21 protein-coding genes and 1 riboswitch are annotated in these 24933 nt (G+C 48.6%); of the genes, 9 read left to right on the forward strand and 12 right to left on the reverse strand.

Annotated features, from left to right (window positions below; all coding sequences use genetic code 11):
- Positions 1-105 precede the first annotated feature (105 nt).
- From FIU82_RS16320 to cdd, 3 genes are all read left to right on the forward strand, one after another.
- Positions 106-1038: a hypothetical protein gene (locus tag FIU82_RS16320; RefSeq protein ID WP_253946388.1), complete on the forward strand. Its 933-nt coding sequence runs from the start codon at positions 106-108 to the stop codon at positions 1036-1038.
- Between the two features lie 158 nt (positions 1039-1196).
- A riboswitch (cyclic di-GMP riboswitch) is annotated at positions 1197-1286 on the forward strand.
- A gap of 67 nt (positions 1287-1353) precedes the next feature.
- Positions 1354-1731, forward strand: a complete 378-nt coding sequence (locus tag FIU82_RS16325; protein WP_022944405.1) for a hypothetical protein — start codon at positions 1354-1356, stop codon at positions 1729-1731.
- Between the two features lie 40 nt (positions 1732-1771).
- Positions 1772-2629 carry a cytidine deaminase gene (cdd, locus tag FIU82_RS16330; RefSeq protein WP_152441627.1) on the forward strand — a complete coding sequence of 286 codons (858 nt, stop codon included), beginning with the start codon at positions 1772-1774 and terminating at the stop codon, positions 2627-2629.
- Here cdd and udp read toward each other — a convergent pair.
- Complete coding sequence (udp, locus tag FIU82_RS16335) at positions 2587-3348, reverse strand: uridine phosphorylase (protein WP_022944403.1); 762 nt, start codon at positions 3346-3348, stop codon at positions 2587-2589. The genes cdd and udp overlap by 43 nt on opposite strands.
- A gap of 167 nt (positions 3349-3515) precedes the next feature.
- On the opposite strand from udp, the gene FIU82_RS16340 reads away from it, so the two are divergent.
- Together FIU82_RS16340 and FIU82_RS16345 are read left to right on the forward strand one after the other, a co-directional pair.
- Entirely contained in the window at positions 3516-4295 is a 780-nt protein-coding gene (locus FIU82_RS16340; RefSeq protein ID WP_138548954.1) for a DUF2189 domain-containing protein, read from the forward strand.
- A gap of 279 nt (positions 4296-4574) precedes the next feature.
- A complete protein-coding gene (locus FIU82_RS16345) occupies positions 4575-5684 on the forward strand; it encodes an arginase family protein (protein ID WP_152441628.1) in 1110 nt (369 codons plus the stop codon).
- Between the two features lie 74 nt (positions 5685-5758).
- On the opposite strand, the gene iadA is transcribed toward FIU82_RS16345, so the two are convergent.
- The 3 genes from iadA to FIU82_RS16360 all read right to left on the reverse strand — a co-directional run bounded on the left by iadA (position 5759) and on the right by FIU82_RS16360 (position 11339).
- On the reverse strand, positions 5759-6925 hold the full coding sequence (iadA, locus tag FIU82_RS16350; RefSeq protein ID WP_152441629.1) for a beta-aspartyl-peptidase: 1167 nt from the start codon (positions 6923-6925) through the stop codon (positions 5759-5761).
- A gap of 6 nt (positions 6926-6931) precedes the next feature.
- Positions 6932-8341: a putative basic amino acid antiporter YfcC gene (gene yfcC, locus FIU82_RS16355; RefSeq protein WP_152441630.1), complete on the reverse strand. Its 1410-nt coding sequence runs from the start codon at positions 8339-8341 to the stop codon at positions 6932-6934.
- Between the two features lie 64 nt (positions 8342-8405).
- Positions 8406-11339, reverse strand: coding sequence for a TonB-dependent receptor (locus FIU82_RS16360; protein WP_152441631.1), 2934 nt, complete (start codon positions 11337-11339; stop codon positions 8406-8408).
- 361 nt (positions 11340-11700) lie between these two features.
- Between FIU82_RS16360 and FIU82_RS16365 the strand changes: the two genes are divergently transcribed.
- Entirely contained in the window at positions 11701-13386 is a 1686-nt protein-coding gene (locus FIU82_RS16365; RefSeq protein WP_152441632.1) for a cyanophycinase, read from the forward strand.
- A gap of 218 nt (positions 13387-13604) precedes the next feature.
- On the forward strand, positions 13605-15575 hold the full coding sequence (locus FIU82_RS16370) for a methyl-accepting chemotaxis protein (protein ID WP_152441633.1): 1971 nt from the start codon (positions 13605-13607) through the stop codon (positions 15573-15575).
- Here FIU82_RS16370 and FIU82_RS16375 read toward each other — a convergent pair.
- The 5 genes from FIU82_RS16375 to FIU82_RS16395 all read right to left on the reverse strand — a co-directional run bounded on the left by FIU82_RS16375 (position 15568) and on the right by FIU82_RS16395 (position 20143).
- A complete protein-coding gene (locus FIU82_RS16375; RefSeq protein WP_152441634.1) occupies positions 15568-16566 on the reverse strand; it encodes a hypothetical protein in 999 nt (332 codons plus the stop codon). The genes FIU82_RS16370 and FIU82_RS16375 overlap by 8 nt on opposite strands.
- Positions 16567-16625: 59 nt before the next feature.
- Positions 16626-17144, reverse strand: a complete 519-nt coding sequence (locus FIU82_RS16380; protein ID WP_045979888.1) for an Ig-like domain-containing protein — start codon at positions 17142-17144, stop codon at positions 16626-16628.
- A 15-nt stretch (positions 17145-17159) separates the two neighbouring features.
- The gene (locus FIU82_RS16385; RefSeq protein ID WP_152441635.1) at positions 17160-18758 is read right to left on the reverse strand and encodes a DUF4331 domain-containing protein; all 1599 of its coding nucleotides are present in this window, start codon (positions 18756-18758) and stop codon (positions 17160-17162) included.
- A gap of 159 nt (positions 18759-18917) precedes the next feature.
- Positions 18918-19628: an anti-sigma factor gene (locus FIU82_RS16390; protein WP_022945213.1), complete on the reverse strand. Its 711-nt coding sequence runs from the start codon at positions 19626-19628 to the stop codon at positions 18918-18920.
- A complete protein-coding gene (locus FIU82_RS16395) occupies positions 19625-20143 on the reverse strand; it encodes an RNA polymerase sigma factor (RefSeq protein ID WP_022945212.1) in 519 nt (172 codons plus the stop codon). The genes FIU82_RS16390 and FIU82_RS16395 overlap by 4 nt, the downstream gene beginning before the upstream one ends.
- 227 nt (positions 20144-20370) lie before the next feature.
- On the opposite strand from FIU82_RS16395, the gene FIU82_RS16400 reads away from it, so the two are divergent.
- A complete protein-coding gene (locus FIU82_RS16400) occupies positions 20371-22005 on the forward strand; it encodes a diacylglycerol kinase family protein (protein WP_022945211.1) in 1635 nt (544 codons plus the stop codon).
- Between the two features lie 54 nt (positions 22006-22059).
- On the opposite strand, the gene FIU82_RS16405 is transcribed toward FIU82_RS16400, so the two are convergent.
- The 3 genes from FIU82_RS16405 to hmgA all read right to left on the reverse strand — a co-directional run bounded on the left by FIU82_RS16405 (position 22060) and on the right by hmgA (position 24347).
- Positions 22060-22347 (reverse strand): DUF1496 domain-containing protein, encoded by a 288-nt coding sequence (locus FIU82_RS16405; RefSeq protein ID WP_172972748.1) that lies wholly within the window; start codon positions 22345-22347, stop codon positions 22060-22062.
- A gap of 72 nt (positions 22348-22419) precedes the next feature.
- The gene (maiA, locus tag FIU82_RS16410; RefSeq protein WP_152441637.1) at positions 22420-23046 is read right to left on the reverse strand and encodes a maleylacetoacetate isomerase; all 627 of its coding nucleotides are present in this window, start codon (positions 23044-23046) and stop codon (positions 22420-22422) included.
- A complete protein-coding gene (gene hmgA / locus FIU82_RS16415; RefSeq protein ID WP_152441638.1) occupies positions 23046-24347 on the reverse strand; it encodes a homogentisate 1,2-dioxygenase in 1302 nt (433 codons plus the stop codon). The genes maiA and hmgA overlap by 1 nt, the downstream gene beginning before the upstream one ends.
- A 103-nt stretch (positions 24348-24450) precedes the next feature.
- On the opposite strand from hmgA, the gene FIU82_RS16420 reads away from it, so the two are divergent.
- On the forward strand, positions 24451-24897 hold the full coding sequence (locus FIU82_RS16420) for a MarR family winged helix-turn-helix transcriptional regulator (protein ID WP_152441639.1): 447 nt from the start codon (positions 24451-24453) through the stop codon (positions 24895-24897).
- Positions 24898-24933: the final 36 nt, after the last annotated feature.

Below are 24933 nucleotides of genomic sequence, written 5' to 3' on the forward strand. Positions count from 1 at the left end.
CTGCTAACAAGGCGGACACAAAAAGCTTGGCTTATGTTCGTTCCTCACAAATTTTAGCCAAGCCTTTTGTGCCGTTTAGCATGGTGTTATGTAATGGGAGGTTTTGTGGGTAGTAAAATTCCTAGAGCAAGGTTGGTAACTGGCAATAAAATTGATGTGCTTGCCTACGAAAGGCGAACTGATGAAGCTAAAATTTGTTGTGAGACTTCAGGTTGCGAAGCAAACCTATCTTTTGTTAGCAGGCATAATCGTAAATGCGCATCTAAAACCATTGAGATTCCTCCTTGTTTTAGATTGAAACCACATGAAATACACGCTGAGCATTGCAAGTACAATATAGCTGGTTCATTAAACATTATCGCTAAGTCTTCTGAATCTGAAGTTTTTAAAGCCATAGCGGAAAAGAAGTTTGAATTTCGTCTGCACATCTTAATCAAGGCTTTACAAGAGTTATCTGCGTTCAAAGTTGGGAAGGTGAGCGAAGGATGGGGCTCAAGTGTTGTAAGTAATAAGTCGTTCAATAACAAAGGAAAGTTAAGTAACTATCTTCGCACGCTTAAACAAATTATAGAAATCAGAACCTTATGTGAGAACGACGACGAACTGAAATCACTTATTGTTCTTAATTTTAAAGGAAATAAAATTCCATGGTCTAGGTTCTTCTTTGACGATAGTAATATTGAAAAGTTTGCCAAATACTACGGTCCTGAAAAATATACGATTCCACTAGCTATCTCAGGTAATCTTTACAAAATAAATGAGCCAATGGAAAACTTTCCATACCATGTGGCAGAACTGCATTCACCATTTGTTCAGCCAAATGATAAAGGCGAGATAAAGCGAACTGTAGTACAGGTAGTCTTAAAAAAACCTAAGCTAGTTGATTCGTTAACTGTTGGAGAAGACTTTGTGTTTTTTGGACAGTGGTCAGTAAACACCAAAGAATCCAAGAAAAAGATCGGTCGTAATAACAACACGATGATTTATCAGAATATCAAGATGTACATAAGCAATTCAGATCATTTTGTTAAGTGTTAATTATTTATAACAAGAGACTATGGCGTCAATAGCTCTTTTTAAGCTTTTGGCTCTTCCCACATTATGCCATCTCTGAGCATCGAATTTAAGATCACCAGCATTTTCCTGATTATTCAGTTTAGTTGAATAAAAGCTCTAATTTACGTATTATGGCCTGCTCAGAATAAAGGCACGGTGCTCGAAAGAGTTTCCACGCAAAGCTCCAGGTCTAAGGTCAATACATTGGCTATGATGGCTGAGCCGCTTCCACTTTTGCCCTCCTAGTGCAAACGAACTTGTGCCTTTGTTGTATCTGTATTTATTAGAGAGAACGACATGGCCAACTCTGTTGTTGCGAGTTTAAGTTATTGCGCTGAAGAAAACATTGTCTGCGCAACCATGCGCGGTAAAGCGCAATCAATTGATGTGTTAAATAACGCCAACGCCATTATTGAATTCGCCAATAGTTACAATGCGAAAGCGGTGTTAATTGATGTACGCGAATTTGAACATGCTTATGCTAAGGACGAGTTCATTGATGTGTGCAACAAGCTAGCGCCATTGCTCGGCCAGTTTATTATTGCTCGGGTGGTTAGTTATCAGGGTTTTATGCATGAACTGGTGACGCAAAAAGTACGAGAGCTTGGGGTCAGGGTGAAAAACTTTGATTGCCAGGAGCAGGCACGTAATTGGTTGCGCCCACTTTCGTGCTAGGTTAGTATCCCAAGCCCAAAAAATAACAACAGGCCTGAACATGCAGGTTACAGGGTTACTCGCAGAAATAAAACGCCAAGGCGGTATCGCCTCTGAGCAGCAATTCAAAGAACTTCAGCAGGCGCTGGGGTCTTCTTTTAAAGACACCATCGATTGGCTGCTAGCGCAAACCCAAACATGGGCGGTGGCGCCCATTTCGTCATTTCATGTCGCCGCTCTTGTTAAGGCAAAAAATAGCCAAGGTGACGTGTTTTATGCAGTCGGTGTAAATGTTGAGCTAGCAGGCTTGGGGTTAGAGGTATCCACCCATGCAGAGCAGTGCGCATTGCATAATGCTTGGCTACACGGCGCAACAGAGATTGAGCACATCTATATCAGCGCCGCACCATGCGGACATTGCCGTCAATTTATTAATGAGTTCAAAGGTGCGAAGAACATCGCTATAACCATAGGTGATAAGTCAACGACCTTGAACGAATTGTTGCCTCAAGCCTTTGGTCCAGTTGATTTGGGGGTAGAGCAGCCCTTGCTGGGCAATGCTGCTAGCCATCATGATGAGAGCCGCTCATTACACCACCATTTTGCGCAAAGCTATGCCCCTTACAGTGGTGGGAAAGCGGCGGTAGCCATTGAATATGAAGGCGCAACCTATTTTGGCCGTTATATGGAGAATGCCGCGTTTAATCCTAGTTTTTCACCCATGCAAGCGGCGCTAAGCCAAATTGTGTTGGCCAATCAAGAAGTCGATTTTAGTGCTATTACAGCGGTGACTTTATTGGAGCAGCAGGCGGACAAATCACACCTTGGAGCAAGCAAAACAGTGTTAGCTCAACTTGCTCCGCACGCGCAATTTAATTACGAATTACTAAGCAGCAGCTGTGCTCCCGCAATAACCTGATCTATCGCATTTTGTTCAACAGCCGAGATATCCACGTCGGGTATCTCGTTTTCACAGCGATTGACTAATACTCCGGCGATGCACGCTGAGCGCAGCCCTAATGCGCTACACATGGTCAGTAAGGTGGCAGACTCCATTTCATAATTCATCACGTTAAGCGCTTGCCACTGCTGCATGGACCCTTGAAGGTGGGTGGGAACATAACCACTGTGGGTGTCATAACGCTCTTGCCCAGGGTAAAAGGTATCACTGGATGCGGTAATGCCAACGTGATGAGTGATATCGCTATCCTGACATGCTTTCACTAGGGCGGCGGTGGCTTCAAAGTTGGCCACTGCGGGGTAGTTGGCTGGCGCAAAGTGGTGCGACGCCCCATCTAAACGCACCGAGGCTTGGGTGATCAATAAATCTCCCACAGCAATGTGCGGCTGAATGGCTCCTGTGGTCCCCACTCGTAAAAAGGTATCTACGCCTAGCTGCGCGAGTTCCTCAACGGCGATGGACGTAGAAGGTCCACCAATACCGGTTGAGCACACCACCACAGATTGGCCCGCTAACTGACCTAAATAAACGTGAAATTCGCGATGCTTGGCAAGACAGCGCGATTGCTCAAGCTGCTCTGCAATAACGCCTGCACGCTCAGGAGCGCCGGGGATAATAGCCAAGGTTGCCCCTGCAATGTCTTCTTTAGTGATGCCAAGGTGAAACATTTTTTTCATGTAAGCCTCTGATTTATCTTACGCATAATAGTGCCTTTAAAGGTGCCATGCTGCGGTGTTGCGGTCCATGCCAATAAGGACAAATGTCCGATACAAGTGATCCCCTAGCTTGCGAACGGAGTAGATCTCAACTAGATGTTAATTGAATGTATCATAGGAGATAAATTATGGGGCTTTCTTCTAGTGCTTCGAGCCGCAGTGAATTTGCTCGTTGCTTCGAGTGTAACAAGGTGAGCGTCTTTGCTCCTTTACATTGGTTAGCGTTAGCGTTTAAAGATATGGCTCGGGCACCGCTGTTGAGCTTAGTCTATGGCCTAGTGTTTACCGCTATTCCCGCTGCGCTGTTGTTTTTTGTTTATTCTAGCCAGTCGCATTTGGTCATTTTGCCTGCTGCTGTCGCCTTTGCCCTCGTTGGACCAGCCTTTGCGGCCGGCCTCTACGATGTGGCGTGGGAGCTGGAAAAAGGGCACACCCCAACATTTCGCCATAGCCTCAAATCAATGTTTCGTAACCCCGCAGGGGAGTGGGGCTTTGCCGTACTCTTAATGGTCGTCATGATAGTGTGGATGCGCTTGGCCGCTTTGGTGCATGCGCTTTATCCCAACACCGTTAACCCTACATTGGAAGAGCTGAGCGCGTTTCTAACCTTAGGCTCTATTATTGGCGGCGTGCTGCTGGTAAGTGTATTCGCCATCTCTGCCTTTACTCCGCAAATTATGATGGAACGTCGCGTTGATATTATGACTGCGGTGGTGAGCTCAATGAATGCAGTGCGAAACAATGTGGGTGCAATGGTGGTGTGGTGCGTCTGTATTGTCTCTTTGGTTTTGCTTGGCTTTATCACCGGCACTGCGGGCTTTATAGTCATTATGCCTCTGCTCAGTTACGCCAGTTGGCACGGCTATATCGCTATTATTAAAACCAAGCGTCCGCGTAGCTACGAGTAACTTTCTGGCTGGCTTATGCAGCTTTTATGCATAGCCAGTCACGCCTTTGCTTGCGGCCCCTCCACGTAAGTTTGACTTCTTCACTCAGCTTGTATATTAATCGTTTACCTTGGGTGCTAAGGTGTATATAGATACTAAATAAGCCTTTTAAAAACATGATTTTATGTTTTACAGGCAACTTGGTGTCGAGGTACAGACTACACAGAATAAGATAACAACGTACAGCAACACGATTTTTCTGCAAGCACCATATAATTGCATAACTATTGAGGAGAGAGCATGACTGCTAAGTGGCAAGATTTTCAAGAAAAAGTTGAGCACTGCTTGTGCCCGCCAGGTAACGGTGTATTTACTGTTAACACCGCCAAAGAGCGCAAAGCGGCCCTGCATCACAAGCTCTACGGTCAAACTGAAAACATTGAACCACTGTGGAAATCATCCCTTCAAGATTTACCCACTAGCGAGCACAAAGCAGTTATGCTGGGGATCAGCTCTGATTGTGGTGGCGGTATTTTACGTGGTGCGAACTGGGGCCCGTTATTCCTTCGCAGTACATTAATTGAACAGCAACCGCAAGCGAAAGCGTTCGATATCGGTGATGTTCGTGTGATCCCACACTTATTACATGATAAGTACCTCAACGAAGGCACTATCAGCAACTGTCAAAAAGCCTTGTACGCAAACGAGCAGAGCGACTACCATGTTAGCCCGCTATCCATCACCGAAGATGTATGCACTGATTTTTATGCAAACTTCCCCGAAAAAGGCATTTTTGGTATCGGTGGTGACCATTCAATCAGTTACCCACTGACAAAAGCGTATCTCAAAGCCAAGCGCGAGCAGGGCAAGAAAGTGGCTATCATCCATTTTGACGCGCACACTGATTTGCTCGTGGAGCGTTTGGGCATTGACTTATGCTTTGGCTCTTGGTGTACGCATATTCTAGAATTTTTGCCGAGCCCTGCGCATTTAATCCAGTTTGGTATTCGCTCAAGCGGTAAGCCGAAAGAGCATTGGGAGTCTACCTTTGGTGTTAAGCAACACTGGGCCCACGAAATCAATGAACGTGGTTGTGAAGCCGTTATTGCCGAAGTACTTCAGCAACTGCGCAACGATGGTGTTGACGAGCTGTATGTAAGCTTTGATATTGACGCTTTGGACGCTGAGTTTGCCTCGGCCACCGGCACACCCGAAGACGACGGCTTAAACCCACAACAAGCACTCTCTATTCTTGGCGCACTGGCTGATGAGTTTCCAATAACGGGTGCCGACATGATGGAAATCGCTCCTTTCACCGACAGTTCATTGGAAGGCAAAAGCAGCTCAGAGACGACCTTGCGCGAAGGGGCTAAAATCTCAGCGTTCTTGCTTCAAGCAATGAACAAGTAAGGCTTCGTTTCTGCCAGTGACTAAAAAAAAGCGCCTTTCGGCGCTTTTTTCATTGTTGGTAACCGCTTCTTTGGCTATTCAAAACGGCCTTTGCGTATCAGCTCACCATCGGCCATCATGCATTGACCGCGCACGAACACCCACCGAGGCAGCAGTGAAGTGCTATCAAGCAACACTAAATCAGCACACCCCCCCGCTGCCAGCGTACCTTTTTGTATACCCAGTGCGTTTGCAGGGTTGCTGGTTATCGCTCTTAACGCATCGGCAAATGCCACCTTATGCTCTTTTACTGCTTCAATAAATGCCAGTAATAACGAGCGCTCATGCCCGACCTCAAGACCCACCAAATGGTTGTTCCCATCAAACACTGGCAAGCTAGCGTGGCCATCAGAACTCATAGTTAAACGAGTTTTTTCAACACCCTTGGCTAAGCATTGTGCCAAAGCGCGCGCCGCACTGACTTCGCCATGGGCTAGATCATAGTCGGTGGTGCTGGCGGTGAAATCTATCCAGCCACCGGCATTGGCAAAGGCGATACCGGCGTCAAGCAGCTGCTGGTTGCGATTCATATGGGTGGGGTAGAAGCGGTTTAATGGCACATCATAGTGGGCAGCCACCTCATGCAGGAGCGCTAAATGACTGTCACTGGGGCCGACATGAATACTAATCGTGCCGCGCTTATTACTTAGCATACCTGCTACCCGAGCATGTGCTGCCAGCTCACTAAGCTGCTTCGCATCCAGCTGAGAGCCGCGATGATCGCTAATAGCGACTTCACCGACACCGATGACTTCATCAATGAACATAATGTCTTTTTCAATACTGCCGGTGAGCGAGGGCGCTGGCAGATGATACGCACCGGTATAGCAAAAGGCATTGAGCCCTTCTTCTTTGAGTCCTTTAGCCTTAGCCAGTAAATTACTGTGTGTGCGGCCGATTGAATCAGTACCAAGGGCGCCAACAACCGTGGTGATCCCGGCGGATATCGCATCACTGAGCATCATCTCCGGCGTGCGACTGGCGAAACCGTCTTCACCGCCACCGCCACAAATATGCACTAATGAATCAACAAAGCCGGGTATGGCAATCAGCATGCTGCCATCTATGACCGTTTGCTGCAGAGAGCTGGTGAACGTGAGATCAGGGTCAATACCGAGAATATGCTCGCCGCCCAGGGCGATAGTCTGTTGCCCCATAGGGTCGGGGTTGTAAGTAGTAACGTTGTTAATAAGTGTGATCATAATGACTTAACTGTATTGCATAAATTGAGCGCCGATAACAAAGACGCTGGCGAGGGCAAATAGCGCAAGCTGCAGGCGCCAAATAAATAGAAACCATTGGCCCCACTCTAACTTCACCACGCCCAAACAACCAATCAGGCTTGCTGAGGTGGGAATAATGATATTGGTCAGGCCGTCACCGAGCTGGAAGGCGAGTACCACGGTTTGCCGACCAACGTTAAGCAAGTCGCCTAAAGGGGCCATAATCGGCATGGTGATCGCAGCTTGCCCCGAACCTGAGGAGACAAAGAAGTTAAATAAGCTTTGAAACACCAACATACTCCATGCTGCCAGCGCTTCGGGCATGCCGTGTAAGAGGGTGGCGCTGTAATACAAAAGCGTGTTTAGCACCGAAGGCTCACTGAGCTCATTGCCACCGAGTAAGAGCACGATGCCTTTGGCCAAAGCGACCAATAAGGCGGCCGGTAGCAGCTCTTGTGCTCCTTGGGTAAACATCTCTGCACTGCGCGAAAACGAGGTGCGATACATGAACTTGGCAACAATGGCGCTTAACACCGCCAAAGTAAAAAATTGGCCAGCAAGTTGCGGAATGTAATACTGGTGCAAGGTCACTCCCCAAATCACCCAGGTAATGACACCGGCAAACAGCAATAATAGTGTTTTATCAGCTCGACAAAGAGGCGCATAACTTGTGCTCGGCGCAGGTTCAGCGGGTAATGCGCGACTGTGTTTTGCATAGCGATAGGTGTAGGTCATGCCCAGCAATGTAAAACAACCCCATGCGAACATCCGCAAGGGGGCACCGGAGAACACGCCGAGTTCAGCAATAGACTGAGCAATGGCGATACTAAATGGGTTCATCCATGAGCTCGCAAACCCGATTTGTGTTGCCACATAGGTCACTAACACTGTGGTTTGAGCGTTGTAGCCCAGCTGCTTCATAATTGGCAGCAGCACGACGCAAAAGGCGATTGCCTCTTCACCCATGCCAAATATGGCACCGCCAAGAGAAAACAATGTAAACAGAACAGGAATAAATAACCATTGTAGCTTTTGAGTGCGGCCGATCAGTGCTAAAACAGCGCGGTTTATAGCGCCAGTGTGCATCAGAACCGAAAACGCCCCGCCGGTAATAAGAATAAATGCCATGACGCCAATGGTAGCGCCAAATTTATCACCAGCAACGAGCCCTTCGAATAGTACATTCACAAAGCCGACTTCGCCGTTACTTGCAAATAACGGCAATTGCAGCTGCGTTTGTTGTTGTTGGAATTGCGCCAAGCTGACCGTAGTTTGCTGAGCGTCCATAGCAAACCAGCCAGGTTGCACAAACCAGGTACTGGCATAGGCAAGCAAGGCCACCGACATCAAAATAACGCTGGCATTGGGCAAAGAAAAACGCGTGTGATTAGTCATGAGTCTTCACTTATAAAAGGACAAAGGGGCGCACGGCCCCTTATTGATTTTTGGGCGCTGACCATTAAAAGCGGTAGGTCATGCCCACACGATAGGTAGCGCCAAGGGCGTTATGATTTATTGCATCAAAACCTCGGGCAGAGCCATACACTGTAGGCGGCTCTTCATCTGTGAGGTTGTCGATATTAACGCGCAGGGTGAGCGCGTTGCTCAGCTCATAGCCAGCAGAGAGATCCCACACTAACCATGAGTCGACCTCTCGCTCACCTTGCGCATCGAGCGCGCCAAGCGCCTCCAACTCGTCAATTTCACGACCCCTCAGGCCATCGATATCGTCGCTGTAGCTGTCAGTATAGTTGGCCCCTATAACGATATAGTAATTGTCGCTATCCCAAGCTAAGCTGACGCGGCCCACATTCTCGGGGTAACGATAGCTACCCACTAAAGATTCAATGGCATCGGAGCCTGGGCGGTTACGTTCGTATTCGAGATAATGAGTGGCGTCAAAACGCAGCGTCAAATCTCCTTGGGCCAGTGCAAAGCGATGATCGAATTTGATATCCACGCCTTGTAAATCTTGGCTGCCGGTATTTTCTAAGGGGATCACATGATCGCGAGATAAAGGCAGGTATAACTCACTGTCACGGGGGTCAAAAGCGGCAATATAATTGTCAAGAATCTCAGAGAGGTCAGCGCCTTGTTGCTCAATGTTGAGCCCTTGTTCGTCAGTCACCTCACACAGCTGTTGATCGTAGGCAATGCCTTGCTGCCCTTGTGGTACTAGGTTGCAATGACGTAAGGCTGCATCGCTTAGTGCTCTGTCGAGTACCGCCGTCATATTGGTATCGATGACTTTCTCGTGATTGAACTGCCAGTAATCAATGGTGAGGTTAGTTTGGGCACTTGGGCTCCATGCAAAACCTAAGCTTAATGCCTGCGACTCTTCCGCTTTTAATGCCGGGTTGCCAAGCTCAAGCGAATTGACCGTTACTTCGGTGCCATCGCCCATACAATATAAATCGGCTACCGCTTGGTTAGCGCCACAATCAAAGGTTGAGGTGGTCGTGCGCAGCTTTACGCCGGCCTGAGTCAATGACGGAGCGCGGAAGGAGGTCGACCACGAACCTCGCAGCACCATAGTGTCGGTGGGGCGGTAGGTGAAACCAAGCTTGGGGTTAAAGGTACTGCCGAAATCATCGAAATGATCGTAACGTCCGGCGGCTTGCAGCTCAAGCTCGGTGCTTAGTGGAATATTGAACTCTGCATAGGCCCCCCACTGGGTGCGGTCGGCCTTGGCCAGGCTAGAGCCAAAACCGAATACATCCACTAAATAGTCATTTTGCGCCTGAGCTTGTGAGTCTAAAGAGGGGATGTCTTCAAGCTCCTCGCGGCGAACTTCGACACCAAAAGCTGCATTCACTGCGCCCGCATCAAGCAGCAGTAATTCACCGTTAATATTGGCATCCCAAGCATAAACCGAGCTTTTACCTGAGCGAGAGGGTTGTTGTTGTGTTAACGCCAAAGTCGCATCATTGGTGCTATCGCCGAGCAAAAACGGATTATAAAACTGGCGTAATGTCGCGTCGCCTGCGCAGTTTAAAGTAGTGCCATCGTAGCTTGCAATTTGTCCGTCACTGCACAGCTCACCGGTTAAAGCAGCGTGAAACTTGAAGCGGTTATAGACGCCAGCAATGGCAACTTGCTCTGACTTTGAACGCGATAGGGTGATACCACTTTGCCAAAACCACTCACCGAGGCTGCCTTCAAGTTCACTCACCAAGCGCATGTTATCCGACTCTACTTCGACGGTACGCGGGTCGCTAAAACGGGCATCAAAGGCAAAACCATAAACTTGGCGATTATTTACGGTGTCAAAGGGGTCGATATAGAGCTGCTCTAAAAGCGGGTTTGAGCCATCTGCATGGTCAAAAATAAACAGGCTTTGCTCAAGGGCATAAGGGCCTTCGCTGTCATCAATTTGATTGATAGGCGCTGGCGAAGAGTAGGCTGTTGATTGCGTATGGCTGTAGAAAAAATCTGTTTTCCAATTAAGATCGCCAACGGCTTGCGTAAAGGTAAATCCGGTGGCGAGGCTTTCAAATGGGCTATCGAGGTAGTCGTCCTCATTGCCGTAGTAAGCACATATTTGCTCGCCATGTTCGGTCTCTACCAACTCGGTTTTACACCCAGGGGCAGGCAGTTCTAAGCCATCTCGCTGTGAGTAATAATAAATGTTCGGCGTGTTCTCGAGCTTGGGTAAATAAGAATAGCCACTGACTAGGAGAGGGTCTTTGGTGTAGTCGCGATCCGTCGCTTTAAAGGCATTACGGTGATAATAATCGGCGAATACACTGAGGTTGCCTTTGCCAAGTTGCGTGCCCCAAAGTAAATTAATTTGCGTTTTACTTTCATCACTTTGTGCCAAGCTGTCGCCGTATGAGGCATTGACTTCAAACCCTTCAAAATCATCTTTAAGGATGTAGTTGATAACGCCGGCAACAGCGTCTGCGCCGTAAATGGCCGAGGCACCGGTGGCAAGAATTTCAATACGTTCAATGGCCGCGAGCGGAATTGCGTTAACGTCAACAAAGTTTTCCGTGCCCGCTGCAAATGAGCTCGGCGCAATGCGTCGGCCATTAACCAGTGTCAGTGTTGAGGACGGGCCCATCCCGCGCAGGCTCGCTGCTGATTGCCCAGCAGGAGTGGAGTTAGAGGTACCGCCACTTTGAGATGTGGAAAACGTGCCAGTCCCCCCACGTAGCTGGGAAATGTCTTTCAGTAGGTCGTGGATGCTATCGGCGCCGGAGCGAGCGATATCATCTTGGTCCAACACAGTCAGCGGTTGTGCGCCTTCCAAATCCACGCCTTTTAAGCGGGAGCCGGTGACGTCGATGCGCTCAATATTTTGCTCAGCGGGGGCTAGGGGCTTTTCAGCCGCCGATAGCGAAGGGCATACAGCCGCAGTCACGGCCGCAGCCAAAGATAACTTGCGAAACATATTTCACCTGTCGATGTTGCTGTGCGCGTCATTCACACGCTCAGTGAGTGCGCGTTTTTATGCACAGAATTTTATTATTGGTAGATAGAGTTAGGGTGAGATGGCTAAGACGCACTTAACCACCGCGTTGAAGGACAACGGGTGGGCTACTCGTCAAACCACTCCGACAGGTAATGGGGCGAGTAGAAATATGCAGCAAGCACAGGGGCTTTTTTCAACATTTTCTCGCATTCCTCATAGGTTTTTGACAACGCAAACTAAACGGGTTAGCTTGTACTCGATTTTTGAGTCCTTTTCGTTATAACACCCAATTATTGCTAAAGCAACAATTGTTTTACATTTAAATCAGCCTTGGAAACTTATGACCATGATTAAGGATTTAGGCGCTATTCGCGCATTTTCGACTCATAATCGTCTCTTTTACCCTGTCTTGTTTTTCATTTCTCTATTCGTGTTACCACTTGCACATGCCCAGACACACATATTGATTGGCGGCGCTTTGCACACTTGTTCGTCGCTAGGTGCTAAGCATTGCCTTGGTAAAACGAATTTGCAGGGCAAGCGTAATAACCTTTATCAGCTCGATGCACAAGCTATCGATAGGCTAGAAAAACACTGGCCAGAGCAATACCAACCTCAAAAGGCGCGCATCATCAACGCGCTAAAAACTATCACCAGTGAGCAAAAAATGAGTCGGCAAGCGCTACTCGACGAATGGCATGCGGTGGATGAGCAAGTGCCGTTAATCACCGATGAGCTCTATTACTTCATCCTCGATAACCTCGAAGTCTATCAAGGAGATAAACGCCAGCGTTTGGTAGAGCGTGTAGATAAAACTCGCACTCGTTCGCAGGCGGCCAAAGATATTGTCGCCTTCATTGAAAAAGCCACGCTGGTGGCAGCGCAACAACAGAAGCAACCTGCAAAGATATTGGCGATCACCGCATCAAGCAGAGACCCTTATGAGTCTGCTGACTTTTATGAGCAACTACTGCAATTTGATGGGGTCGAAACTCAGTGGTTGGCATTGACGCCAGCGTTGGCGCAGGCCATTACCGAGAATCGCTGCGAGGCCTTACCTGCTCTGCGCGCGAAAGCGCTCAGTTTTGCGCGCTCGCGAGTCTACCCAGAGCGCATCGCCCAAGAGCAAGCATTGTGCGAAGCCGGGGTTGCCAGCTTAGTGGAAAAAATCCAAAGTGCGACAGCGGTGATGTTTAATGGTGGCGATCAGAGCTTAACGCGCAAGATACTCTTTGCAGACGATGGCGCCCCCTATCCTTGGACTGCCGCGCTAAAGGCGCGCCCTGTTATTGTTGGCACCAGTGCTGGGACGGCGGTACAAAGTGGCGGCAGTAATGAGCACGGTGCGGTGGCTATGATCACCAGCGGTAATTCGATAGGCGCTCTTAATGCGGGCGCTAACCCCCATTCTGCTCCTTCAGCGCGAGCGCAGCAACGTGGTGGCGTGACGTATGAGCAAAAAGGGGGGTTAGGAAGCTTTACCTACGGGGTATTGGATACCCACTTTAGTGAGCGTAATCGTAGTGTGCGTCTGCACACTTTAGTGCAACACATTGGTCAACATCATGGCTATGGTGTGGATGAGACCACGGCACTGGTCACGCTGTCATCGGCCTCAGGCAGCAGCGCTGCAGTGCTCGGCGCTGCAGGTGTGGTAAAGATAACTCCCACGGCAGAAAATGCCTTTCGCTACAGCTTTTACCCTGTGGGTGTGCGCTTAAAACTAAACGATGGGCACTGGCAGCTGGCTGAGAATACCGAGCAAGTCAGTAGCCCTCAGCTTGCCAATCAAGCGTTACCGGATATTCGGTTCAACGATATTATGTACGATGCTAAGCTTCGCAGCCTGACTCAGGCAATGTGTATGACCAACACTAAAAAAGCCCTAGCGCAGCAATTTGCCGATGGCCAGTATTGGCACTTTACTCTAAATGCAGACGAGCAGACTCGCATGGTTAACACCGCTATAAGTAACAATGCCTGCGCCGTTGAGAACTTGCTTATAACCTTCTCTAAAGCCCAGTAATTTCACACTATAAGCTATAATGGCACCGAGCTCGGGGTGCCATTACTCGTACATACTTTGTCACCAGTTTATCTTTGATACTTTTGGTAGCAACAATAGCGGGTATGACTATAAATCATATCGCGGTAATGCTGTGTAAGCGTTTTTTCCTAGTTGTAATTAGCCACAGTCCCTATTTTAACTATACTGAGGGAGTTGCAGCGTGAGGGAGAACGGTTATGCCTTTGAAATTTAGATTACTAATCGCTTTTTTATTGGTGGGACTGATCCCAGCTCTGGTTATCACTTTGATCAGTGGCTACATCAGCAGTGAGGCTCTGCGTGAACAGGCCTACAACCAATTACGCTCCATCGAAACTATCAAAAAATTACAAATTAAACAGTACTTCGAGCGCATTGAAGTGGATACCCTCAGTGCAGCCAACGATTGGTCAGCACGCATGAGTGAGTCGGACTGGGTTAGAAGTGCGCACCAAAACCAGAGCCGCTTCGCTGATTACATTGAGCGCCGAGGCTACTACGATTTATTTCTTATTGATGACACAGGGGTGGTGAGCTATTCGGTCACTAAAGAGGCGGATTATCAAAGTAACCTCGTCAGTGGCCCTTACAGTGACTCGGGGCTTGCCCAACTGTATCGTCAAGTGATGGAAACTGGCGAATACACATTCAGCGATTTTCAGCCTTATGCACCCAGCGGCGGGGCCCCCGCTGCGTTTGTCGGCGCGCCCGTTGTTGCTGGTGGTGAAGTTCAGGCGGTGCTTGCGTTGCAGTTATCCATTGACGCTATCAACGAGGTCATGAACACGCGCGAGGGAATGGGGCGCAGTGGTGAGAGCTATTTAGTTGGTCAAGATTATCGTATGCGTTCAGACTCGTTCTTAGATGCTCAGGGACGCTCAGTTAAAGCCAGCTTTGCCGGCACCATTGCTGATAATGGGATTAAAACCAAAGCGGTCACTGAAGCCTTGGCTGGTCGCAGTAACACCGAAGTGATCATCGATTATAACGGTAATCTGGTTTTGAGCTCTTATGAGCCCCTTGATATTGGCGACACGCGTTGGGCGATGGTGGTAGAAATCGATCAACAAGAGGTATTCAGTAGCGTTGATAAGCTGATATCCAGTATGACTGTATTGCTGGTCTTGGTTATTGCGGCAATATTACTGGCAACATGGTGGGTGGTAAGAATGATCATCACCCCTCTTGGCGGCGAGCCTGAGGAAATGCAAGACATCAGTGAGCGTATCTCCCATGGTGATTTAAGCTGCGAACTAAGCGCACGAGGCGAGGGCAAAAATGTATACAACTCCATGCGAGCGATGAATTCCAATCTGCGGCAGTTGGTCGGTCAGCTCAGCGATACCGTTGATACCTTGGGCTCTACAGTTGAGCAAACATCGGCCAGTACCGAGCAAGAGCTGGAGAATAATCGCACACAAATGGAAAATATCATTAGTATTTCCACAGCCATGCAAGAGATGTCGGCCACCATTGATGAAGTGGCAAAAAGTGCTCGTAACGTTGCTGATTTAACGCATGGTTTAGAAGGCACATCGCAACAAACTAATGATTCTATTAATCAAACCTCGGGTGCCCTGCAACAGTTATGTGAAGAAATTGGTCGTGGTGAGAGTACCATTAATAGCCTGAGTGAACGTAGCCAAGAAATAGGATCGGTGCTCGATGTGATTAACTCTATCGCTGAGCAAACAAATTTGTTGGCATTAAATGCCGCAATTGAAGCGGCGCGGGCTGGCGATCAGGGTCGTGGATTTGCTGTGGTAGCCGATGAAGTGAGGCAACTGGCACAGAAAACGCAGAGCTCTACGAAAGACATAGAGTCGATGATTGGCATGCTACAAAAGGATGCTAAGCACGCTCGCGAGTCGATGGCTCGAAGCAGTCAATACGCCAGTGATACAGCAGATAAATCTATCAAAAGCACACAAGCACTGCAGCAAACGCTAGAGCAGTTGAAAACAGTGGCAGGCCATGTTGAAGTGATCGCCACGGCCGCCAATGAGCAGAGCTACACCGCTCAAGATATCTCTAAAAGTATGACGCGCATTAATGATGCTGCCAACGATAATGTCGCTACTGCTGAGCAGGTTAAAGCGGCCAGCGAGGAACTTCAACGTCTAGCCTATGAGTTGCAAACCAGTAGCGGGCGCTTCAAGCTTAATTAATGGTTTGCGCACGCAGCTCGCTTTGAATTTGCTCATATAACATTGTGTCGACCTTCAATGCACTGATATGGGTTTGCTGCCTGGCCCAGTGCAGCGCAGTGATGGGATCATCGACGACATGGTAGAAATAATAGGCCAGTGCATCGGCATAGTTATTGGCATCATCCGCTAGTCGGTGAGCCATGCGTTGTTGCGCACGTGCGAGCCACTGTTTTGGAGCCGCATGTGCTAGGCGCACAATTAAGGCATCGGGAATGTCGTCGATGTTCAACTTAAGGCGAGAAAATTCATCAACAAACTGCTGTGCTTGACCCAGCGCCATGAGTGTATCGGCAAAAAGTAGCCAAGTGCTGGAACTAAGTTTTGCGCCCATCATGGGGGTGAGTGCTTGTTTTGCTGCCAGGTATTGGCCATCAAAATACAGCGCGGTGGCCAAGAGCTCTTGCGTAAAATAAGTCAGTTCAGAGTTGCCCTCGCGCAGCGGTGAGTGAGCAAGGCGAGTAATAATTGGCTGCAGTGGTTCACTTTGCATTTTTACATCAAGGGTGCACACCATGGCCAAATCAACACTGTGTTTAGCGGCCAGTGATAAACAGGTCGCAAGCGCCTTATCAAAAGAGCCAAGTACGGTTTCAATATTCGCTTTTAATAGTAGCGCATTCGCATCGCTAGGTCGTAATGTTAGGTAATGCTCAAGTGTACTTAAAGCAGGCTGAAAGTGGTGGGCACGTTGCAACATGCTGGCGCGCCAAAAATGACTGATAGGTCGGTCATCGCTTGTGCGCTTAGCTAACTCTTTACTCAGTGCTTTATGGGTAAATGGCTGTGGGGTCACAAACTTACTGTCAGCTATATGCTCCACTAACTCATCGAAACTAAGGTCGTTCAGGCGTGTTTCCTGACTCTTCGGTTCATGTATATGTTCCAAATGGGCAGTGCAGGGCACCGACACCGTCGCTGCGAATAAAAAGCTAAGGGTGGCGAGTTTCATAACAGCTCCTTAAAAAAGGCCTTCCATGGCCTAGGTTTAACAAGGCAGGTCCGTATTGCCTAATTGCTAGCGTCGACTAAGTCTTGATAGAACTCGGTGGTGTCGACATCGTTGCTAAATATGCGGCCATTTACACGGGCCGGCATGGCGTCACTGGCAGCGGTAAATGCCGCTCGGCTGTAGCTTGAAAAGCTGACCTGTAAAGCGTCGACAGTTATTTGCGCTGTCGCTGCAACGGCCATGTTCTTGCCATCGTCGACAGTAAAACTAAAGCTATCGCTGCCGGTGTACTCAAGCATTGGTTGATAGCTGAAACTGCCATCAGCGTTGACGGTGACAGTGCCATTGGTCGGCGCCATATCTAAGGTGAAAGTTAAGGTATCACCATCAGCATCGGACGCTTGCAATTGTCCGTTCAACTCGGTGTCAGCTTGCGTCGTAAAGCTTGCATCCGCGACACTGGGCGCGCTATTGCTTGGCATTGGCTGCTTTTTGTCTGTGCCATCGTTATCGCTGCCACAACCACTGAGAGTCAGCGCTAGGGTGGTAGCAACTGCTAATTGGATTAAGTTACGCATGATGATCACCTCTTATTACTGCGAACCCGGTAACGGGGTCGCTAAATAAGGAAATTGTGCGTTGGTGTCCTGTGCACTAATGGGCGCGCCATCGGTGAACGGGACATTACCAACGCTTGCATCGTCAGAGCTGCAAAGTCCTAAATCAGTGTCGTTACCGGCAACGGGGATTGGGTAACATAAACGGCCCATCACTACGCGTAAGGCGATATCGACAACATCATCACCAGGGCGACGGCCATTGGGGAAACCCGCTAAATCATCGCCAACAACACCAAAGGTAGACTGCTGCTCTTGTGGTGTGGCTGTAATCGCAGTGTTTAGGCGTAACATCTCAGAAGGTGTCACGGTTGCTAACTGGTTGACGCCCTCAAACCCGGTTAGGAAGGCAGTAACCAAATCGATACGCGGAAAGTTAGTTGGCGCCAAGGTTTCAATATTGGTGCCCAGTGTTTGGTTGACTGCATCTTTGAAAAGAATATTGAGTAGCTCTGGTAAGCTAGGGTGGGTCACATAGTCAGCAAATTGACCATCATCTTTTGGATGAGCACTGGAGAAGGTGTCTTTATCTTTCAGGCCAATGACCAGCTCATTAACCAGAGGGTTACCAAGACGTGAAACCTGCACTAATGCTCCGCCATTGACTGCAGGCTTAGCAAAATTTGCTCGCGGATTAAGAATACGCGCTTGTGGCATCCACGCTGTAGTCCATGCACCAATGGTGCCGTTGCCTTCACCGGTAACACACTCTTTAGGTAATTCGAGCGATAAAGCGGTCACGTTTTTGGTTGCTAAGTCGTCATTAGCGGTGTCCTGAGTAATACCACCTGGGAATCCTTCACCGTCATTGGCACCCGGTGCACTATCGCCTTCTACGGGCACATAGTTGACCAAATCAAAGGTTTTGCCAAGGTTGACGACAAAGGGGTCTTTGCGTTGACCAACAAACACTTTTGCCGGTGAGCCACAATTGGGTAGAGCCACTTCATAGACAAATTGGTCACTGTATTGCTGATAGGCAGCAGGGCTGGTAAACGTTTTATTACCGATATAATCCAATGGCTTGGCAAAATTTTCTGTGCTGGTCATCGGGTTAGTCACGGGGGTGCCTGTACCTGAGGCCATTGGGCCTTGCACGACACTTAGGGTATAGCTTTCAGAGAAGTTAGCTGCGCTTTGATCGCTGGCGCTGATTGGCCCCACGTTTTTTAGCGGGACGGCGATACTTTTCGTATTGCCCTCAGGACCCACATTGAGTGCAATGCCATCGCCACCGGCGAGTGCCGAACTAAAATCGAAGACATAGGTTAAATCCTCGATGGCGTCGCCATCATTGTCGATGTGAATGGCGTATTTGGCATCTGGGTGCATAGCGAAGTAATTGGGACCACCATAGGGGTCTTGTAGCGGAATGTAGTTAGCAATAACGGTTACATAGCCACCCCGTTGCGCCTCGTAACTATTGAAGGCATAAAAGTCGGTGGAATCGACCGTAGGCATTCGCGCGATATTAGGCGCTTCTCGATGACTTGAGGCATGAGCGGGAAGGGCACTAAGAATACCGAGAGCACCGGCGACGATAGAAAGTGATAAGTGTTTAGCATGAGTCCGCATGGGATTCTCCTTTTTGCTGAGTTCATAGCCGTAACGGGGCAAAAAGGACTTTGGATGCAAAAAAATTAAAAAAGCTAAAACTTTTTTAAAAACTTTATATTTTCAATTGATTAGGTGCTTTAAAAAGGGCCCGTTCGGGCCCTAAAAACATGGTTTGCATTAAATATCGACTAACTCAGCCGTATATAGCACTTCGGTGGGCGTGCCAGTGGGAGAGCCTCCAAGTGGCTCTAAGCTGACAGCGAGCAGGTTGATATTGCCATCGGCGAAGTCTTTGGGGATAGGGAGCGATGCCTGCCCTGATTTGGGTAACAAACCTAAGGAAATTGGCGCTTCTTGTGTTTTTACTATCATCCACAGCTCGTAGTCTTTATCTTGTCTCGCTTTTAGCTGCTCATTTGCTTTAACCAGCAGTGCGTTGTCGGTAGCATCAATAAGCCAAAGCGGCTGTTGCTGCTGATCTTTTACAAGCGCAAACTGATCACTGACAAAGCGCTGGTCCACCGGCTCTGAAGGCAACATCACCAGTATTGTGAGCAATACACAGGCCGCAAGGCTGGCAGCGCTGATTGTTGGCCAGAACCAAGGCGTTGATGTTTTAGTCACTGATTTGCCGTGGCCGATTGCGGTGACATTCTGTGTGTTGTTGATACGAGCTTGAATCTTTTGCCATACCTGTGGGTTGGGCGCATCGTGGGGCAACTGCGTACCGAGTGCATTGAGGTGCTGCTCCCACTGATTTGTTGCATGGCGCGCATAATCTGAGGTCATCAATAAACGCGCAAAGCGTTTACGTGCGGGACCCTTTAGCGTTCCGAGCACGTACTCGGCAGCTAAATGATCAATGAGGTTGTGGTTGTCATAGTTCATATTCCTAAGCACCTCTTTAATTGCGATAACCCTCGACGGATCCAGCTTTTAACTGTGCCAAGTGGGTCGCCCAAATGGGAAACGACTTCGCCATGGCTAAAGCCGCGAAAATAAGCTAAATGAATCGCATGACGTTGCTCTGGAGCAAGCGCCTCGATACAGTGCGCCAACTGTGAGTTTTCTTCAGCCATGATGGGTTGCTCACTGCCATGAGTTTCTTCATATTCTTCCTCTTGGCGGACCTTTTGATAACGCAGCATGTCTAAGCAGCGGTATCGCGCGATGCTCACCATCCAACTGAGCACTTCTCCCTTATCTGTTTGATAATCGCTGGCATTGTGCCAGATACGCACATAGGCCTCTTGCAGCGCTTCATCAGCTAAGGCTGGGCTATTCAACATTTTACGACAAATAGCGTTGATGAGACCGCTGGTGTCTTTATAGAGGTGTTCAAAAGCGCGTTGATCACCTTGCGCCACCGCTGTCAACCAAGCTAAATGATGTTCTTTTTGCACGACGTTATCCCCTTAACGATTAATAAGTCTAATTGGATGCATAGACTCTTGCCAGACTAGCATATAACACTATTTTAACAATTAATTAGGTTGATAATTAGCAACGACATCAATAACTTCGTTGTATTAAAGCGGTACACATCGGTATTTAAAGAGGGGCTTTTAGCGCTTGCGCTTACTGGTGATCGTGATATGGTTTTACTATAACACTATACAAGGAGTGGTTGATGTACGCTGCTGTTGCTTACTTATTGATGGCCGTGGCGCTTTGTGCCATTGCCGTAGTTATTAAAATTCCCTATTTCGCAATCTTTTTCTACTGGAGCGCACTGTCGTTACTACTGGTTTCCTTGGCCTATATCGCCAATTTAGGGCGCATTTTTAGAAAGCGTCAAGATGGCAGTATTCCTTGGTATATTCGGTGGGCATTTATTCCTTTCTTATTGGGTGCGCAACTATATAACTCTTGGCAACGGCGCACAGATAAAGTGCCGCCTATTCAAGAAGTTGAGCCAGGCTTGTTTCTCGCCTGCCGACTGTTTCCTTCCGATGTGGAAACCCTTAAGCATGAAAATGTCACTGCCATATTAGACGCTACCTGCGAGTTTGATGGCTTGGACTGGTCGCTCATCGGTGAAAACATCAGTTATCTAAATATCCCTGTGTTGGATCATGCGGCGCCAAACCGTGCGCAACTGCGCCAAGCCATCAACTGGATTCACCACCACCGCAAACGTAACCGCAATGTGGTTGTACACTGTGCCCTTGGACGCGGGCGCTCGGTATTAGTGATGGCTGCTTACTTACTGGCTAAAGAGCCTGAGGCGGACTTAGACGAAGTGTTGTCGCGAATTCAGGAGACCCGTGAGACGGCCAATCTCAATCGTTTCCAGCGCAAGGCCCTGAAGAAAATGCATAGCAGTGGTGAACTGGAAGTACGCAATAAAGTGTGCTTAATTGCTAATCCAGTTTCTGGACGTAAGTTATGGGGTGAAAAAAAGCACGAGATCATGTCACGCCTCAATGGCTATTTTGATATGTCGGTAAAAACCACCACAGAGGAGGTGAATGCGGCGATGCTAGCCGAGCAAGCGTTGGCCGATCATCCTGATATGATAATTGCTTGCGGCGGCGATGGCACGGTCACCGAAGTCGCCTCAGTGATCTGTAATAGCGATATCGTCTTGGGTATTATTCCCATGGGCACGGCCAACGCCTTAGCGCATGTGATTATGGGGATTGAGTCTAAAGCCTTTGGGGTTGACAAGGCCCTTGATGTGTTGATCAGTGGAGATGTTCAGGCCATAGACACAGCGCGCTGCAATGATGAGTTAACGCTGTTACTCATCGGCCTAGGGTTTGAGCAAAAAATGATTGAGAGCGCTCATCGCGACGCCAAAAATAGCAGCGGCCAATTCGCCTATTTGCAAGGCTTCTGGCAAGCACTTGGCGAGCATAAGGCCAAAGATTACGAGTTAACATTGGATGATATGGCACCTCAGTCTGTGCATACAAACAGTATGATTATTGCCAATGCAGCGCCTATTTTTACTTTGCTAGCGCAAGGGCGAGGGCAACCTGAGCATGACGATGGTTTATTAGATGTTAATTGGCTCGAACCGGCCAAAGACTCCAGCGTTAACGTACTTAGTATTGCTGAGCTTGCGTTTAACAGTGTGACTCAAACTCAACTTGATGTGAATGCGCACCATACCAATGCCCGCAAGGTGCGTGTTACAGCCAATGAACCGATTGATTACGTAATAGATGGTGAAACTCGTCAGGCAGATGAGTTGGTCATCGAAATTCAGCCCTCATCATTGCGTGTAATGGCTCCGCAGCGCAACGAAGAGTCATCTTAAAGGCACAAAGTGATTGGGCCCAAGTCATTGGGCTCAATCACCTTATAGCGTTAGTTAGTGCACCCGGATTTTGCCTTGTTGCTCGGGATAAACTGGGTGGCCCTGTTTATCTACAGCTCGCCAGATAAGTGCGCCGTTATCTTGGTTTGGGTGTTTACGGGCACAGATTTTCGGCGCCCCAAACATGTCAATTACCGCTCCTTCACTGTAACGACGCTCTTCATACCAACACACCGATGTGTGCTGCGCATCGACCCAAACACGCGTTTTGGTTTTCTTGGTATCGGCAACCCCTTGCGGGGCGAACATCAGTGTTATCAATACCACAAGCACTGTGCGCATATCGGTTTCTCCGAGGTGTAATCGTAATGTCAAAGCAACAGACATAGTTCTGATAGCTGTTGCTTTGCGTGTTTAGGTGGCATCCACCTGTTGCTGCGGCGCCGCATCAGCAAAGGCTCTGAGCGTATTACAGTGCTCATAGACAGCCATGATTTTGGGGTAACGGTCCATATCGACCTTAAACCGCAGCGCGTTAAACACTTGAGGTATCAGGCAAATGTCGGCAAGCGTTGGCGCGCTGCCAAAGCAAAATGGGCCCTCGCCGAGCTGATCTTCAAGGCTGTCAAAGCCGGTCACTATCCAGTCTTGATACCATTTGGTTTTCTGCTCATCACTGACATTGAGCTCTGCTGTTAAATACTTTAGCACACGCAGGTTGTTGATGGGGTGAATATCGACGGCAATGGCATACGCCAGCGCGCGAATTTGTGCTTTTTCCCAGGCATCACCACTAACCAGCGGCGCCTGCGGGGCTATTTCGTCCAACCACTCTAAAATAGCCAGTGATTGACTAAGTACGCCTTGCTCGGTTTCAATGGCAGGTAGCAAGCCTTGTGGGTTTTTACTGAGATAGGGCTCACCACGCTGCTCGGATTTGAGCAAATTGACCGGTACAATGTCATGCTCCAGCTCCTTTAAATTTAGCGCAATGCGCACGCGATACGCCGCTGATGAGCGAAAATAACTGTATAGCTTCATTATTTCTCTCCATTAAAGTGTTTTTTTATCCCTTTCCAGCAATCAAGATAGTTGCTTTGGCGCTCTTTGCCAGTTAATGCGTACTTTGTGGGAGCAATGATATAGCGGGATTCAAACATAAAGGCTAAGGTGTTTTCATAGCGTACCGGCTCAAGCTCGCCCTGGCTTGCCTTGTCGAACACTTCGGCTTCTGGGCCGTGCGGTGACATGCAATTGTGTAGGCTCGAGCCACCTGGCACAAAGCCCGCTTCTTTCGCGTCATAGGTGCCTTTAATCAGACCCATAAATTCACTCATGACATTGCGGTGGTAATAAGGTGGTCTGAAAGTGTGCTCGGCGACCATCCATCGCTCAGGGAAAATAACGAAGTCAACATTGGCCACTCCAGGGGTGCCCGAAGGAGAGGTCAATACCGTGAAAATGGATGGATCTGGGTGATCGAAACTGACCGTATTCATGACATTAAAACGTGACAGGTCATATTTGTATGGCGCGCTGTTACCGGTCCAAGCCACCACATCCAGCGGTGAGTGCGTGATATCTGCTCGATACAGTTGGCCGCTAAATTTGGCCACCAATTCAAAGTCACCTTCTTTGTCTTCAAATGCGGCGACAGGGTATTGGAAGTCGCGGTCATTGGCATAGCCATTGGCACCCACTGGGCCGCGCTCGGGAAGAATATAGGGGTGGCCGTAGTTTTCGCAGATATAACCGCGCACGGGGCCATCGATTAATTCGACAAGGAACTTCATGCCGCGAGGGATCACCGCGATTTCTCCAGGGACAACTTCGATGATGCCGCATTCTGTACGCAGCCGCAGGCCGCCTTGTTGCGGCACAAACAACATCTCGCCATCGGCATTATAAAAGTAACGCTCATGCATCGAGGTATTGGCCACATAGATGTGAATACCAATCCCGGCTTGACCATTGACGCTACCGTTAGCTGCCATGCTCACCAAACCATCAATAAAGTCAGTATGCTCAACGGGAATATCGATTGGATCCCAACGTAGCATAGTCGGTGGAGTGGGCACTTCGGTGATGGGGGCACTGCGCAGTAAGCCATTGTCCAGGGGTTGATAATCTCCTTGAACCACCGATGGGCGAATACGATATAGCCAAGAGCGACGATTGTCGGCGCGCGGCGCGGTAAACGCGGTTGTCGAGAATTGTTCAGCGTAAAGGCCATAGTTGACCTTCTGTGGGCTGAATTGACCAATTGGCAAGGCATCGGCAAGAGCTTCGGTGTCAAATTCATTGCCAAAGCCGGTCATGTATTGCAGTGTGTGTTTGCTCATTAGTAGGCTCCTGTTGTATTGTTAGCCAACATACTCTCATGTGAGAGTAATTTCAAACATCACGCATAGGGCGGGTGTAACATAAATTTTACGTGTAAAGTCGATGCCATTTGATTTAAATAACTTCATTCCCTATCTACTCACCTTGTCTGGGGCCAAAGTCAGCACTGCTTTTGCCTCTGTTTATCAAGATTCATTGTCAACTCCTCAATGGCGCATTATGTGTCATTTAAGACAACAAAAATCAGGCCTAACGTCACGCCAACTATGCGACTATGCGCTATTAGACAAATCAACGGCATCACGGGCAATTAATGGTTTGCACGCACAATTATGGGTTGAGGTGCAGCCTTGTGCGGAGGATAGGCGCGCCAAACAAGTGCGTTTAACGCCTTTGGGCGAGTCATTGATGGATGAGTTAGAGGCGAGGGCTTTGCAGTGGCAACAGAGCTTAATAACCGAGCTAAGCGCAAAGGAACAGGCCTTGCTGAAAGGTTGTTTGCAGAAATTAAACCGCGCTGCAGAGGCGAGCGCCAGTCGTCAGGCATAAAAAAAGGCCCACCTTAGGTGAGCCTCCTATTATCGT

It is taken from the genome of Pseudoalteromonas sp. THAF3 (assembly GCF_009363775.1).
GTDB lineage: Bacteria > Pseudomonadota > Gammaproteobacteria > Enterobacterales > Alteromonadaceae > Pseudoalteromonas > Pseudoalteromonas ruthenica.